Origin of the sequence: uncultured Chloroflexus sp. (assembly GCF_937951745.1) — a bacterium.
Lineage (GTDB): Bacteria > Chloroflexota > Chloroflexia > Chloroflexales > Chloroflexaceae > Chloroflexus.
In genome coordinates this window covers 1-13,873 of the sequence record NZ_CALFBQ010000024.1, presented here as the reverse complement: position 1 = coordinate 13,873, position 13,873 = coordinate 1, and the positions used below count along the sequence as shown (strand labels likewise).

Sequence of the window (13,873 nt, the reverse complement as noted above, 5' to 3'; positions counted from 1 at the left end):
GCTCTCGCTGCGTTGCTCAATCAGTTTCATGATGCTAGCCGCGTTGTTGGCAAAAACTACCATATTCCGCGCTAGCGCAAAAGCGGCGAACGGCGTTTCATCGCTCTCGCTGGCATAGATAGTTACGCCGCCGGTTGTACTGTTGGTAAAACGCTCGCCTTGCCCTTCGCGGAAGGTGCGTTGTTTGTCAAGGAAGGCTTGCGCGGCGCGTTGATCGCGGGTCGCTACGATCAGCAGCACATTGGCGTTGCTGAGGTCAACATCTTCCAACGGGTCGAGCGTTGCTGGCGGGTTGAATGGATTGGTCGATTCGCTTATGGCGCGGCCAAGCTGATCGATCGGTAATCCGTAGACGGCTACCGCTGCTTCGGGGCCGATCCATGGCGCGATGTCGTCAGCAAACGTTACGCCGAAGCGTTCTTGTAGAAAATCGGCGGTTTCGTCGGTGTTTTGATAGTCGAAGGTTTCGGGGAAAGCTTGCTGTAACCGGTTAATGTTGGGTAGATCGCTCAGATTAGGCGTAATCGCGGCGTAGAGTTGGGTTTCCGCCGGTAATAATTCGGGGATCGCACTTGCCCGTTGAAAGAGGAGATTGAAAGCTAGCGCGCTAGCGCCGATTACTATCAAGAGTACGCCTACAGTGATGCCACCAATAATTAACAGCGTGTTGCTGCTACGGCGCGTAACGGTTGGCGCGGGTGGTAATGAAAACGGGTCGGGTGCGGTCATGAATTTCCTCCTTGGCGAAAATGAACCGGTTGTAGAAGGGAATACCTTACCTGTTCTTCCTTACGTATGTCGTGAGGAAAAGTTTCATCATTCGACCGGGAACCAAATCCCGCTCTGTGCCGTTGCTATCATCAAACACCGGTTATCAGCAGATTCTCAGGTTCGAGGGAGTATCGTATGGCACGGCTGGTGATGATCATGATGGTGGCAGCGGCGTTTGTGCTGGCGGCGTGCGGTGCGTCGGTTCAAACAGCGCCACCGGAGCATGCTACTGGGGTTGAAAGCGGAGCGGCGTTGAGGGTGCCACCACAAGGCGCGCTGGTGAGCGGTGGGGCGGGAGAGGCGGCGCCAGTGGAAGCGGTTGTTCCGGCGGCACATACGGGTCTTGAGGCGAGTGGCGATAGTGCCAATGCGCCGGCTGAAGGGAACCAATTGCAGTACGGCTCGCGAATGGTCATTCTGACCGCACATCTGGCGATGGAGGTTGAGTCGGTTGATCACGCCGAGGCGCAACTGCGCACTATTGTTGATCGGGCCGGCGGCTATCTATTGCGCGTGCGCACAAGTGGCGAAGGTGAGCGCAAAACGTCGTACATCTCGTTCCGTGTGCCTTCCGAGCGCTTCGAGCGGGTGTTATCCGATGCTGAGGGGATCGCAAAGCGGGTGATCAGCCGTGCAGTTGATGGCGAGGATGTTACCGAGCAATATGTCGATCTAGAATCGCAGTTGCGTAACCTTGAGGCGACCCGCGAGCGGCTCAATGCCTTGCTCGAACGGTCTGGCACGCTCGAAGAGACGCTGCGCGTCCATCAGGCTATCAGCGAGGTACAGGGCCGGATCGAGCAGGTGAAAGGTCGCATGCGCTATCTCGAACAGAATACAAATTACTCGACAATAACTGTCGAGCTTCATCCATTTGCTGCATCGTCCAAAGCAGAGCCGAAAGCGGAATGGGATCCGGGTACAGTGCTAAGCCAGCAGATCGAGCTTGTACTAGCGTTCTTTCAGAGTATTCTCACCTCACTGATAGTGATAGCGGTCTGGTCACCCGTCTGGTTAATCCTGCTACTGTTGATCATCTGGTTCTGGCGAGTGGGGCAGAAAATGTTGTACCGCGAACAGCGACTAGCCTCTCACTCATCAGATACTCGATAATCTTTCACAAGCAGACTGGCGGTCATTGGTGGGGCGACACCCACGTCGCCCCGTTCAACGTATCAAATGTCTAGCTCCACTACCTCGTTGGCGTGGGTCTGAATAAACCGGCGACGTGGTGGCACCAGATCACCCATCAGCATCGTGAACGTCTCATCGGCGCGAGCCGCGTCTTCTAGCGTCACCTGCAAGATCACCCGGTTCTGCGGGTTCATCGTCGTTTCCCAGAGCTGCTCAGCGTTCATTTCACCCAGCCCTTTGTAACGCTGGATTTCAACTTTAGTGCCGGGCGGCAACTTGCTTAGGTAAGCGTCTCGCTCGGCGTCAGAATAGGTATAGACCTGCTCGCGCCCGTGCTTGATCCGGTAGAGCGGCGGTTGGGCGATGAAGAGGTGGCCGTTAGTGATGAGCGGGCGCATATGGCGGAAAAAGAACGTCAGCAAGAGCGTGCGAATATGGCTACCATCCACATCAGCGTCGGTCATCAGGAAGATGCGGTGATAGCGCAGCTTGCTCAGATCAAACTGATCGCCAATCGAGGCGCCGATAGCGGTAATCAATGCCCGCACCTCAGCATTCGACAGCATACGGTCAAGCCGGCTCTTCTCGACGTTCAGAATCTTGCCGCGCAGCGGCAGAATCGCCTGAAAGCGGCGATCGCGCCCCTGCTTAGCGGTGCCGCCGGCGCTATCACCCTCGACGATATATAGCTCGCAGCGGGCCGGATTGGGGTCTGAGCAGTCAGCCAGCTTGCCGGGCAGTGAAAAGCCTTCCATCGCGCTCTTACGCGCCGTCTCGCGCACCTTCTGCACGGCAAGGCGGGTGCGGGCCGCCGAAATCGCCTTCTCGATAATCCGCCGCGCCTCGGTAGGGTTCTCGTCGAGCCATGCGCTGAAGGCGTCGCCGAAAACCGTCGCCACTGCGCTAGCCGCTTCGGGGCTGACCAACTTCTCTTTGGTTTGCGATGAGAACTGGGGGTCTTTCAGTTTGACACTAATGACCGCCGTCAAGCCCTCGCGTACATCGTCACCGGTGAGATTGCTTTCATTCTCTTTCAGCAACCCTTTGGCACGGGCATAGGTGTTTATCACGCGCGTCAACGCAGTACGGAAACCCGACAGGTGGGAGCCGCCATCCGAGTTGTTGATATTGTTGGCGAAGGTGTAGACGTTATCCGTGTCGAACGAATCGGTGTACTGCAACGCTATCTCAACCATCACCTCATCAACTACTCGCTCGACATAAAACGGCTGACGGTGCAAAACGGTCTTATCTTTGTTGAGATGACGGACATACGAGACAATCCCACCCTCGAAATAAAAATTGAGTTCACGGTTAGTGCGCTCATCAACAAATTTAAACCGCAGTCCCTTGTTGAGATAGCTCATCTCGCGGAAGCGTTGGGCCAGCGTATCGAAGTTATAGTCGAGGGTTTGGATGATCGACGTATCGGGTAGAAAGCGAGTGGTGGTGCCGTGGCGGTCGGTCGGTTCGAGATCGATCACATCAGTTACCGGTACGCCGGCCCGGTACTCTTGATAGTAGTGGCGGCCATTGCGGTAGACATCCACCCGCATATACGACGAGAGGGCATTGACTGCCGACACGCCGACGCCGTGCAAGCCGGATGAGACCTTGTAGCCACCGCTGCCAAACTTGCCGCCAGCGTGCAAGCGGGTCATGACTAGCGTGAGGGTGCTAATGCCTTCTTTGGGATGAATCCCGACCGGAATGCCAGAGCCGTCATCGCTCACCGTCACCGACCCGTCGCGGTGAATCGTGACGCTGACGCTGGTCGCGCGCCCGGCCATGACCTCATCCACCGAGTTATCAACCACCTCGCGCACCATGGTGTGCAGGCCGTTGATGTCGGTGGGACCGATATACATGCCGGGGCGCTTGCGGACGGCTTCCATGCCTTCCAGCACCTGAATCTGGCTTTCGTCGTAGGTTGCCGGAGTCTCGTTCGTCATCGTTTGTGTTCCTTAAGCAAGATATAGCGGAGCGCTCGGCGCGCCTCGGTTCGTAAAGAACGGTTTTGGCGTTACATCTTGGCGTGATACTGGTAAAACTGCAAGCGTGCGGCGCGGATGCCGCTGCCGATATAGGCGTTGCCAACAATAGCCGGCGCCAGCCAACCCGGTTGGCTGGCCATTGCCCGCCAGAGATAGCCGAATCCAAATTCAATCACGGTGCAAATCGCTAGAAAGGTGGCGATCGAAAACCAGCGCTGGCGGGCGAATTGCCAACTTGCCCGCAATGCAGCGAGTGGCCCGTGTCGCTGGAGCGTAATAATCTCTGGCGTGAAGCCAAAGATGATCAGCCCGATCAGACCAAGCGCGATCCAACTGGTGAAGAAGAATGGCGTTATCGCTGGCATGATCGATACTATCGCAATGGTGAGCGCGAGCAGCGGCGCCAAGATGCCAAGCCCAATACCAATTGCGCCGGTGAGCCGGATGCCGATCGCGACGCTTTGCGCTAACGTTGTTCGCAGCCATGGCCGCTCTTGGTGCATCAGTTGGCGGAGCGATGCCAGAAAGATGCTGCTGAGCGCGAGCGCAACGGCGTTTAACCCAATCACCGCTAACCCAAATTGCCCGCCTGAGAGTATCAACGGCGGTGGGGTGATTGCCTCCGCCCCCGGTGTGAGGAGCGGGATCAGATTCGTAAACACGAGCAGAGTGCGCGCATCAATTGCGTGTAAGGTGCCGAGCCACTGCGCCATGATGCTCTGGTCGCTGGCTGGGTGGAGTGCCAAGGTGATCGCACTGCCGAGCCAGAGGTATGCGCTCAACCCAATTGAGAAGAGCAATATGAATGGCTGGCGGTGAACAGTGGCATAACCGGCAGCCAAGGCGTCAATAACATAGAATGGTTGGCGCATGCGTTTCGCTCGAATGGTTGCTCGCATCATCACACGCTATTATACCACAGATCGCCCGCTGGCATTGCTGATTTTCGCACGCATGTTCGATTGATGGGGCGAAAATCCGTTCAAAAACGGTTTGCAAAAGCCGATCGGTGGTGATATACTTGACGTGTAGAGTCAGGTTGCCTCAACCGTGGGCATGGGCAACCGCCTGCTTGACACTCGCTGCTGTCGAAATGGGCGACAGTCTCATCAGGCCGTTCAGGGAAGCGCGATGAACCGTCTGTGAGTACCGCTAGAAAGCCGCTTCCGCTGCTGTTGCAGCGGTCTGGCGCAGCAGTCTGCATTGTTCGAGTGGAAAGTGGGTCATACCCACTTTTCTTATTGTCAGGCGAGTTATAGCGATGAAAAGCGATTTTTACGCGGCGATTTCTCAGATTGCATCCGAACGCGGTATTCCGAAAGAAGCCATCATTGATGTGATGGAGCGCGCGTTGGTCAGCGCGTATAAACGCCTGCTCGGTCCCAACCCGCCGACCGTTGAGGTGATGGTGAAGCTCGATCCGGTGAGCGGGGTGGCGCGGGTCTACGCCGAAAAACAGGTGGTTGACGAGGTGTACGACGAGCGATTTGAGATCGATCTCGAGGCTGCGCGCCGGATCAAGCCCGATGCTCAGATTGGCGAGACGGTGCTGGTCGAGAGCACGCCGCGCGATTTTGGCCGGATCGCGGCTCAAACCGCCAAGCAGGTGGTTTTGCAGGGAATTAAAGAGATCGAGCGGAATTATGTCTATAGCGAGTTTGAGAATCGTGAGGGTGAGTTGCTGACCGCTACCGTGCAGCGCAATAATGGCCCGCGCGGCAATGTCATCCTCGAACTAGGTAAAGCCGAGGCCGTTATTCCGCCCAAGGAGCAGGTTGCGAACGATCGCTACTACCACGGTCAGCGCCTGAAGGTGTTGTTGGTTGAGGTAAAGAAGGATGATCGCGGCCCGCGTTTGATCGCCTCGCGCGCGCACAAGAATTTGATCAACCGCCTGTTTGAGATGGAAGTGCCGGAGATTTACAACGGTGCGGTTGAGATTAAGTCGGTGGCGCGCGAACCCGGTCTGCGCACCAAGGTCGCTGTCGCCGCTCGCCAAGAGGGGATCGATCCGGTTGGGTCGTGCGTGGGGATGCGCGGCATCCGCATTCAGAATATCGTGAACGAGCTGAATGGCGAGAAGATCGATGTTGTGCAGTGGTCATCCGATCCACGCGAGTATATTGCTAATGCGCTCTCGCCGGCGCAAGTGGTGGAGGTGCATCTGCATGATCACGACCATACCGCGCTGGTAATTGTGCCCGATAAGCAATTGTCGTTGGCGATCGGCAAGGAAGGCCAGAATGTGCGGTTGGCGGCCAAGCTGACCGGCTGGCGGATCGATATCAAGAGTGCTACAGCCTTGCTTGAAGAGGAGCGGGCGGCGGCTGAAGCGCGTGCTGAAGCTGAAGCCGAACAGATGGCGATCGAGGCCGAATTGGCGAGCGCGCCGGTTGAACAGCGGGTGGTGCAGGCCGATGGCACGATCCGCTATCGCGGTCATCGCTATGGCCCACTGGGCAATGATCTAGTTGGCCAGACGGTACAGGTACGGGCAACCTCGCAGAAGATCTTTATTTACTACAACGATCGCCTGTTCGCTTCCTACATCTTGCTGGAAGGCGGGCAGGCTTCGCCCGATGAGGAGTGAGGCGATGGCGGCCAAAGTCACGTCTGGGGTGGTGCGTCCGCGCCATGTGCCGCAACGCACGTGTATTGTTTGCCGGCAGAGCGACGCCAAGCGCGCATTGATCCGCTTGGTGCGCGATGCAACGGGGCGGGTAGCGATCGATCCGACCGGTAAGCGGCCCGGACGTGGAGCGTACCTTTGCCACAACCCTGAGTGCTGGTCACAGGCTTTGCGCCGCCACGCGGTGGAACGCGCGTTGAAGATTGCCGCGCTACATCCCGATGACCGGGCGATGATTGAACAGATGGGGCGGCAATTGCTTCAGGAGACGATGTCAACGGCGTCTTCTTGAGAAGTGTTCGGCTGCATTGGCACCTTGCTGAAAGCTTGCTGCCGCCGGCGCCGTTGATGTTCGTGCGCCTAAGCTTAATGGGAGAACGTCCGCTTGAGCGATGCTCTCCCCAGAAAGGGAGTAGATAATGAGTGATAAACCACGACGCGATACAGGCGGTACGGGAACGGGCAGTGGTCGTAGCGCCGGCCAGCCGGGTGGCAGCCGAACGACAAATGGTGCGCCGGCGAGCGGTGCTGGCCGTAACTCGAACCCGCCGGCAGGGGGGAACCGTCCACCGGCGAATCAGTCATCCGGTCGTCCGGCGCCCTCTGGGCGCGGCTCGTCGCCGGCGTCGTCTGGGCGCGGTGCGCCGCCGGCTACCGGTGGCCCTCGGAGCGGTGGCGCTCCAACGCCTCGTGGCGGCAGCGCTCCTCCGCCTGCGCCGGCCCGTGGTAGCTCGAATGCCCGCAGTGGCCGCTCGCAGCAGTCTCGTGGCCGTCCGCAACCCGAAGAGCGCGAGCGCGATAGCGCCCTGCGCCGTCCGCAAACACCGCCGCCGGCCCGTCCCGTAGTGCGTCCGCGCGGCCCGGTGGCGTTGCCGCCGATTATGACAGTGCGCGAATTGTCAGAAGCGACCGGAATTGGCGCTGCTGATATTCTGAAGGCGATGCTGAAGGCCGGGATGATCGCGAATATCAATCAGCAGATTGATTATGAGACGGCAGCGTTAATTATTAGCGATTTTGGTATTGAAACGACTGAGATTGTGCCCGAACAAATGGCGGGCATTGTCGAAAATATTAAAGAGGTGTTGAAGTCCCAACCACCGGAAGAGATGCGTCCGCGTCCGCCAGTGGTGACGATTATGGGCCACGTTGACCACGGCAAGACGAAGTTGCTCGATGCGATTCGGTCGACTCGTGTGGCTGAGGGTGAGGCCGGTGGGATTACCCAGCATATCGGCGCTTATCAAATTGAGGTTAACCATCGTAAGATTACCTTCCTCGATACACCCGGCCACGAGGCGTTCACTGCGATGCGCGCCCGCGGCGCTCAGGTGACCGATATTGTCGTACTGGTGGTGGCCGCCGACGATGGCGTGAAGCCGCAGACTGAAGAGGCGATTGCTCACGTCAAGGCCGCTGGGGTGCCGATGATTGTGGCGATTAATAAGATCGATCTGCCAACGGCGAACCCTGACCGGATTAAGCAGCAGTTGGCGGCGATTGATGTGATTGTTGAGGAATACGGCGGCAATGTGCCGTGCGTTCACGTTTCGGCCCGCCAGAAGATTAATATCGATGGCTTGTTGGAGATGATTTTGCTGGTGGCCGATCTTGAAGATCTGCGCGCGAACCCCAATGCGCCGGCAGTGGGAACGATTATCGAGGCGAAGCTCGATAAGAACCGTGGCCCGGTAGCGACGGTGTTGATCCAGAATGGCACGCTCCATCTCGAAGATAATGTACTGGTAGGTAGCGTCGCCGGTAAGATCAAGTCGATGTTTAGCGATAGCGGCAAGCGTCTGCGCCACGCCGAACCCTCGACGCCGGTTGAGATTGTCGGTCTGGAAGGGGTGCCACAGGCTGGCGATATCTTGCAGGTGATGGACGATCTGGTGGTGGCGCGTGAAATCGCTTTGCAGCGCCAGCGTCAGCAGCGCGCTGAGGCAATGGCGGCCAGCGCCCGTGGTACCAGCCTTGAAGAGCTGTTTGGCAAGGTGAAGCAGGGTCAGGTGAAGGAACTGAACCTGATCTTGAAGGCTGATGTGCAGGGGTCGCTTGATGCAATCGCGCATTTGATCGAGCAGTTGAACCAGTCGCAGAGCGAAGTGCAGACGCGCATCATCCACCGGGGCGTGGGTGCAATTACCGAGGGTGATGTCAACCTTGCTTTGGCTAGCCACGCGATTATCATCGGCTTTAATGCCCGACCTGACCCGGCGGCTCGTCGCCACGCCGAGCAGCACGGGATTGATATTCGCTTCTACAATATCATCTACCAACTGCAAGATGATTTGAAGAAGGCAATGGCCGGTATGCTCGCACCGACCTTCAAAGAGGTGGTTGAGGGCTATGCCGAAGTGCGCACGACCTTCCGTTTACCGACTCGCGAGATTGTCGCCGGCGTCTATGTTACCGACGGTAAGATTACTCGCACCGGCCAGAATGTGCGCGTGTTGCGCCGTGGTGTGGTGATCCACGACGGCAAGATTTCGTCGCTTAAGCGCTTCAAGGACGATGTGCGTGAGGTGACTGCCGGTTACGAGTGTGGTTTGATTGTGGAAGGCTTTAATGACATCGAAGCCGGTGATGCGCTTGAGTTCTATCGTCAAGAGCAGGTGGCGGCGACGTTGTGAGTGGCAGAGCACCGCGTGCTATGCTGCCGAAAGGACACAGCGCGCGGTGCCTGTATAAGGTAGGATGAGATATGTCAAAACAACGCTTGCAACAAGTAGCCGATACGATGCAACGCATCCTCGGCGAGGTGATTCAGAAAGAATTGAAAGATCCGCGGGTTGGATTTGCTACGGTGACTCGTGTTGAAGTGAGCGCCGATTTGCAGCATGCGAAAGTGTATATTTCAGTGATGGGCACGCCGGAAGAGCGTGAGGCGACTATGGCTGCTCTTAACCATGCCCGTGGCTTTTTGCGCAAACGACTGGCCGATGAGATGGGCTATATGCGCTTTATTCCTGAATTGCGCCTTATCCAAGACACATCGCTTGATTACAGTATGCACCTTGAGCAGGTGTTCCGCGAAATCCAGCACGAGCGGCTGGTTAATCCGCCCAAACTCGATGATGAGCAGTGATGCCGTCCCGTTCGATCCATATTATAAGAAGCGGATTGCCTATTCGTTGCGTGGCCAGCAGTTTGCGTTCGATGTGGGCCATACTATCTTTTCGTCATTTCAAGTCGATGAAGGCACCGATCTGCTGTTGCGTCTGATTGAACCGGCGCAACCCAACCCGCAGCGCATCCTCGACCTTGGCTGCGGCTGCGGTGTAATCGGGATTTGCCTTGCCCGCCGCTTTCCCCACGCTGATGTGACCCTCGTTGATAAAGATCTGCTGGCGGTGCGGTATGCGCGCCACAACGCCGAACTCAACGCGACGCCGAATGTGCGCGTGTTGGGGAGTGTGGGCTTGAGCGATGCGCCACCCGGCCCCTACGATTTGATCGTCTCAAATATTCCGGCTAAAATCGGCGATTACGCAATTGAACATGAATTTGTGCTTGCACCGTTGCGCCAGTTGCGTCCCGGCGGCGAGTATTGGTTTGTGGTGGTGAGTGGTTTGAACCATCTCATTCCGCGGCTGGGGCCGCGCCACAATCTGCGCCTGAAAGAGGTGAAGAAGCGTGCCGGCCATTCGGTGTACCGGATTGTGGCGCCGGCGTCTACTACCGGAGGGTTATGATCTACGCTGATCCGCAACAGGCCGCCGGCCCGATCCGCGATGCGCTGGCTGGCGCGCAGCGTATTTTGCTCCTCAGTCACGTTAATCCTGATGGTGACGCGATCGGTTCGTTGCTGGGCACGATGCATGTCTTGCGCGCGTTGGGCAAAGAGACCATCGCTTTAGCGTCGTCGCCGCCGCTTAACTATTGCGCCGTGTTGCCCGGTTATGATGCGCTGCGCGTCTATCACTCAGGCGAGGACCTGCCAGAGTGCGATTTGATCTGGATGGTTGATGTCGCCCATCTGTCACGCGCTGGCGCAATCTATGATGAACATCAGGCAGTGTTGACGTCCCGTCCACTAATTATTGTCGATCATCATGCAACCAACGATGGCGGTGGAACAGTCAGCCTGATTCGCGCGCAAGAGCCTTCGTGTGCCGAGGTGCTGGTCGATCTGTTTGCGGCACTGGCATGGCCGCTCTCACCTGACGCGGCAACGTGTCTGTTTTTGGGTATGATGACCGATACCCAAAGTTTTCAGACCCCGAACGTCAACCCGGCAACGCTGCGCCGCGCAGCGATGTTGCTTGAGGCTGGGGCCGATAAGCAGCGGGTGATTGATGCGGTCTTTTTCTCGATCCCGCCGGCGACCTTGCGCTTGACTGGCATGGCGATGGCCCATTTGCAGCAGGAAGATGGCATCTTCTGGACAGTGGTGACACAGGAGATGTTGCGCGCCGCTGGCGCCGAGGAGCAGGCGACTGATGATACCGTGAGCCGGTTGCAGCGGGTGGCTGGTATGCGCGCGTGTGTTCTCTTCCGTGAGCGCCCTGACGGTACGGTCAAGGTGAGTTTACGTTCGGTGCCCGGCGTTGATGTAGCTGCGGTTGCTCGGATATGGGGTGGTGGTGGCCACCGGCAAGCGGCAGGGGCGACGTTGCAGATGAGGCTAGACGCAGCAGTGGCAGCGGTGTTGCCAGCGTTACGACAAGCGGTAGAGCGACAGAATCATGGCTGAGCTGATTGGATTTTTGGCGGTTGATAAGCCAATTGGTCTGACCTCACACGACGTAGTGGCACGGGTACGCCGGTTGGTGGGGCGGACGGTGAAGGTAGGCCATGCCGGGACGCTCGATCCGGCAGCTACGGGGGTGTTACCGGTGGCTTTAGGCAGCGCCACCCGCTTGATCGATCAACTGGTAGAGGCGCGTAAAGGCTATGTGGGAGTGGTGCGGCTGGGAGTGCAGACTACCACCGATGACGCCGAGGGCGAGACACTCGCGACCAAACCGGTACCAGCATTGACAACGAGTGAGCTTGACGCAGTGCTCGACCGGTTTCGTGGTGACATTCTGCAACAGCCGCCGGTCTTTTCTGCCCTCCATATCGATGGTCAACGGGCCTACGCCCTAGCTCGCTCCGGCAACGACGTTACCCTCGCGCCGCGCCGGGTGCAGATCGACCGGCTCGAGTTGCTGGCGTGGACGCCGCCCGATCTGACGATTGCAGTTGAGTGCGGCAAAGGCGTCTACATTCGCGCGCTGGCCCGCGATATTGGCGCTACGTTGGGTTGTGGCGCGCATCTGGCTGCCTTGCAACGCACCTTCGTCGGCCCATTTCGGCTCGAACGGGCCGTACCGCTCGCCACACTGACCGACCGTTCAGTGGTGATCCAGCACCTGTTACCGCCAGAAACGGTCGTCCTCGATTGGCCAATCCTTCAGCTCAATGAAGCCGATGCCCGCCGAGTGCGGCATGGTATAGCGATACCGGCGCACGATGGTACTGAACACTGCGCTCGCGCCCACGATCCCGCTGGCCGTCTGATTGCCTTGCTCCGGCGTAATGGTGCGCGTTGGCAGCCGGTGAAGGTGTTTGCAGGGGAATAGGAAGCAGGGGTTGGGGAGTGGCGGCGGTTCGACTACGGCAATATAGAACGGGATGCAACTACAGTGTGCGGCAGTGGAACTGCCGCATTTCTGCTATTATCAATAAGCTTATTAATGGCCATATCTTTGAAACCCTACTCAACCCATGAACGAAACCCTTCGCCTCTACTACGATAACCCATACCTTACCGAGTTTACTGCGCAGGTCATTGCGGTCGCTAAACGCAATAGCCATCCGGCGCTGGCGCTCGATCGCAGCGCATTTTACCCAGAAGGGGGTGGTCAGCCGGCTGACCGAGGTTGGTTATCCGCCACCACTGTACCGCATCGTTGGGAAGTGGTTGATGTGCAGAGCGACAATGGCACAGTCTGGCATCTGCTCGCGGCGAGCGATAGCTGGCCAGAAGGAGGTATGGCCGTTACCGGTCAGATCGATTGGGAACGCCGGTTTGATCACATGCAGCAGCATTGCGGCCAGCACATCTTAACCGCTGCCTTCATCGCCACTTGCAATGCGCCAACGGTTTCGTTTCACCTCAGTGAACGCAGTGTGACCATTGATCTAGCGGTGAACGAGCTTAGCGAAGCGCAGGTGCGCGCGGCTGAAGCATGGGCGAATACGGCGGTCTGGCGGAATTTGCCAGTGCAGGCTCGGTTTGTGTCGCCAGACGAACTCGATCGTATCCCGTTACGCAAGCCGCCGGCAGTCAGCAACAATGTGCGGGTGGTCAGCATCGGCGACATTGACCATTCGGCGTGCGGTGGCACCCACCCAGCACGCAGCGGTGAAGTGGGTGCAATTGCAGTGTTGGGGTGGTCGCGGCAGCGCGGTATGATTCGGGTTGAGTTTGTCTGCGGCAGGCGAGTGATTGCAGCGCTGCACGAACGTGATGCGGCGACCCGAGCCGCGGCGGCAACGCTGAGTGTAGGATGGGCCGAGTTGCCGACTGCGGTGTCTCGCTTGCAAGAGACGCAGCAGGCCCTGCAACGCGAACTGGCGCAAACTCAACGCGAGCTCGATGCGCTGCGCGCGGCACAATGGTACGCGCAGACACCGGAGAGCAATGGTCGGCGCATTGTGACGGCTACGCTGCCCACGGCCACCATTGAACGGCTGCGCACCATTGCCAACTTCATCGCTGAGCTGCCCGGTGGCATTGCGATCATCGCTGGCGGTGAAGAGCGGGTGCAGGTGGTCGTGGCCTGCCATCCTGACACTGCTGTTGATGCACGCGATGTACTGGCGGCAGGGATGGTTGTATTGGGTGGGCGTGGTGGTGGTCAGGCCCGTTTGGCTCAAGGCGGCGGCGGGCAACCGGCGGCATTGGCGGCAGCGATAGCGGCGATGCGTGAACGGGCTAGTCACGGGTAGAGAGGGAGGGTTGATACAAGGCGCTGTGGGTTCGTGCAATGACGGCTATCCATACCACGCAATCATGTAGACACGCAATCATGTAGAGACGTTGCACTGCAACGTCTCTACGTATACCGTGTAATGACATATCCCCCCGTCGCCGTCGCCGTCGCCCTCCCCCCTCGTGGGGGAGGGCCCACGCGACCACTGCATCACCCAACGCCGTCCGTAGTCCGTCGCCCTCCCCCCTCCCCCCTCGTGGGGGAGGGGCTGGGGGTGGGGGGTATCCCCCCGTATCCGTCGCCCTCCCCCCGTATCCGGTATCTGTAGTATCTGTAGCCCTCCCCCCTTGTGGGGGAGGGCCCCCCTTGTGGGGGAGGGCCCCCCTTGTGGGGGAGGGCCCCCCTTGTGGGGGAGGGCCCCC

12 protein-coding genes are annotated in these 13,873 nt (G+C 58.4%); 9 read left to right on the top strand and 3 right to left on the bottom strand.

Annotation, left to right across the window (positions count from 1 at the left end):
- On the bottom strand, positions 1–729 hold a 729-nt coding region (locus tag Q1A59_RS06860; RefSeq protein WP_299644534.1), incomplete at its 3' end, for a DUF3352 domain-containing protein.
- 177 nt (positions 730–906) lie between these two features.
- Here Q1A59_RS06860 and Q1A59_RS06855 point away from each other — a divergent pair.
- Entirely contained in the window at positions 907–1,884 is a 978-nt protein-coding gene (locus Q1A59_RS06855; protein WP_299644531.1) for a DUF4349 domain-containing protein, read from the top strand.
- A gap of 62 nt (positions 1,885–1,946) precedes the next feature.
- Here the strand turns inward: Q1A59_RS06855 and gyrB are convergent, their stop codons facing one another.
- Both gyrB and Q1A59_RS06845 read right to left on the bottom strand, forming a co-directional pair.
- On the bottom strand, positions 1,947–3,857 hold the full coding sequence (gene gyrB / locus Q1A59_RS06850; RefSeq protein ID WP_298406016.1) for a DNA topoisomerase (ATP-hydrolyzing) subunit B: 1,911 nt from the start codon (positions 3,855–3,857) through the stop codon (positions 1,947–1,949).
- 71 nt (positions 3,858–3,928) lie between these two features.
- Positions 3,929–4,771, bottom strand: a complete 843-nt coding sequence (locus Q1A59_RS06845; RefSeq protein ID WP_298406013.1) for a hypothetical protein — start codon at positions 4,769–4,771, stop codon at positions 3,929–3,931.
- A 389-nt stretch (positions 4,772–5,160) separates the two neighbouring features.
- Between Q1A59_RS06845 and nusA the strand changes: the two genes are divergently transcribed.
- From nusA to Q1A59_RS06805, 8 genes are all read left to right on the top strand, one after another.
- On the top strand, positions 5,161–6,489 hold the full coding sequence (gene nusA / locus Q1A59_RS06840) for a transcription termination factor NusA (protein WP_299644528.1): 1,329 nt from the start codon (positions 5,161–5,163) through the stop codon (positions 6,487–6,489).
- 4 nt (positions 6,490–6,493) lie between these two features.
- Positions 6,494–6,820 carry an RNase P modulator RnpM gene (locus tag Q1A59_RS06835; RefSeq protein WP_298406009.1) on the top strand — a complete coding sequence of 109 codons (327 nt, stop codon included), beginning with the start codon at positions 6,494–6,496 and terminating at the stop codon, positions 6,818–6,820.
- 127 nt (positions 6,821–6,947) lie between these two features.
- Positions 6,948–9,161 carry a translation initiation factor IF-2 gene (gene infB, locus Q1A59_RS06830; protein ID WP_298483035.1) on the top strand — a complete coding sequence of 738 codons (2,214 nt, stop codon included), beginning with the start codon at positions 6,948–6,950 and terminating at the stop codon, positions 9,159–9,161.
- Positions 9,162–9,232: 71 nt separating this feature from the next.
- Positions 9,233–9,616 (top strand): 30S ribosome-binding factor RbfA, encoded by a 384-nt coding sequence (rbfA, locus tag Q1A59_RS06825; protein ID WP_298406005.1) that lies wholly within the window; start codon positions 9,233–9,235, stop codon positions 9,614–9,616.
- The gene (locus tag Q1A59_RS06820; RefSeq protein WP_298406003.1) at positions 9,603–10,223 is read left to right on the top strand and encodes a class I SAM-dependent methyltransferase; all 621 of its coding nucleotides are present in this window, start codon (positions 9,603–9,605) and stop codon (positions 10,221–10,223) included. The genes rbfA and Q1A59_RS06820 overlap by 14 nt, the downstream gene beginning before the upstream one ends.
- The gene (locus tag Q1A59_RS06815) at positions 10,220–11,224 is read left to right on the top strand and encodes a bifunctional oligoribonuclease/PAP phosphatase NrnA (protein WP_298406001.1); all 1,005 of its coding nucleotides are present in this window, start codon (positions 10,220–10,222) and stop codon (positions 11,222–11,224) included. The genes Q1A59_RS06820 and Q1A59_RS06815 overlap by 4 nt, the downstream gene beginning before the upstream one ends.
- Positions 11,217–12,095: a tRNA pseudouridine(55) synthase TruB gene (gene truB / locus Q1A59_RS06810; protein WP_298405999.1), complete on the top strand. Its 879-nt coding sequence runs from the start codon at positions 11,217–11,219 to the stop codon at positions 12,093–12,095. The genes Q1A59_RS06815 and truB overlap by 8 nt, the downstream gene beginning before the upstream one ends.
- A 145-nt stretch (positions 12,096–12,240) precedes the next feature.
- Positions 12,241–13,467, top strand: a complete 1,227-nt coding sequence (locus Q1A59_RS06805; protein ID WP_299644523.1) for a DHHA1 domain-containing protein — start codon at positions 12,241–12,243, stop codon at positions 13,465–13,467.
- Positions 13,468–13,873: the final 406 nt, after the last annotated feature.

Bases quoted from the DNA above. Each gene is read 5' to 3' on its own strand.
- Q1A59_RS06815 (WP_298406001.1), top strand. From the start codon at position 10,220: ATGATCTACGCTGATCCGCAACAGGCCGCCGGCCCGATCCGCGATGCG.
- rbfA (WP_298406005.1), top strand. From the start codon at position 9,233: ATGTCAAAACAACGCTTGCAACAAGTAGCCGATACGATGCAACGCATC.
- Q1A59_RS06845 (WP_298406013.1), bottom strand. From the start codon at position 4,771: ATGCGCCAACCATTCTATGTTATTGACGCCTTGGCTGCCGGTTATGCC.
- Q1A59_RS06820 (WP_298406003.1), top strand. From the start codon at position 9,603: ATGATGAGCAGTGATGCCGTCCCGTTCGATCCATATTATAAGAAGCGG.
- truB (WP_298405999.1), top strand. From the start codon at position 11,217: ATGGCTGAGCTGATTGGATTTTTGGCGGTTGATAAGCCAATTGGTCTG.
- nusA (WP_299644528.1), top strand. From the start codon at position 5,161: ATGAAAAGCGATTTTTACGCGGCGATTTCTCAGATTGCATCCGAACGC.
- Q1A59_RS06805 (WP_299644523.1), top strand. From the start codon at position 12,241: ATGAACGAAACCCTTCGCCTCTACTACGATAACCCATACCTTACCGAG.
- Q1A59_RS06835 (WP_298406009.1), top strand. From the start codon at position 6,494: ATGGCGGCCAAAGTCACGTCTGGGGTGGTGCGTCCGCGCCATGTGCCG.
- infB (WP_298483035.1), top strand. From the start codon at position 6,948: ATGAGTGATAAACCACGACGCGATACAGGCGGTACGGGAACGGGCAGT.
- Q1A59_RS06855 (WP_299644531.1), top strand. From the start codon at position 907: ATGGCACGGCTGGTGATGATCATGATGGTGGCAGCGGCGTTTGTGCTG.
- gyrB (WP_298406016.1), bottom strand. From the start codon at position 3,857: ATGACGAACGAGACTCCGGCAACCTACGACGAAAGCCAGATTCAGGTG.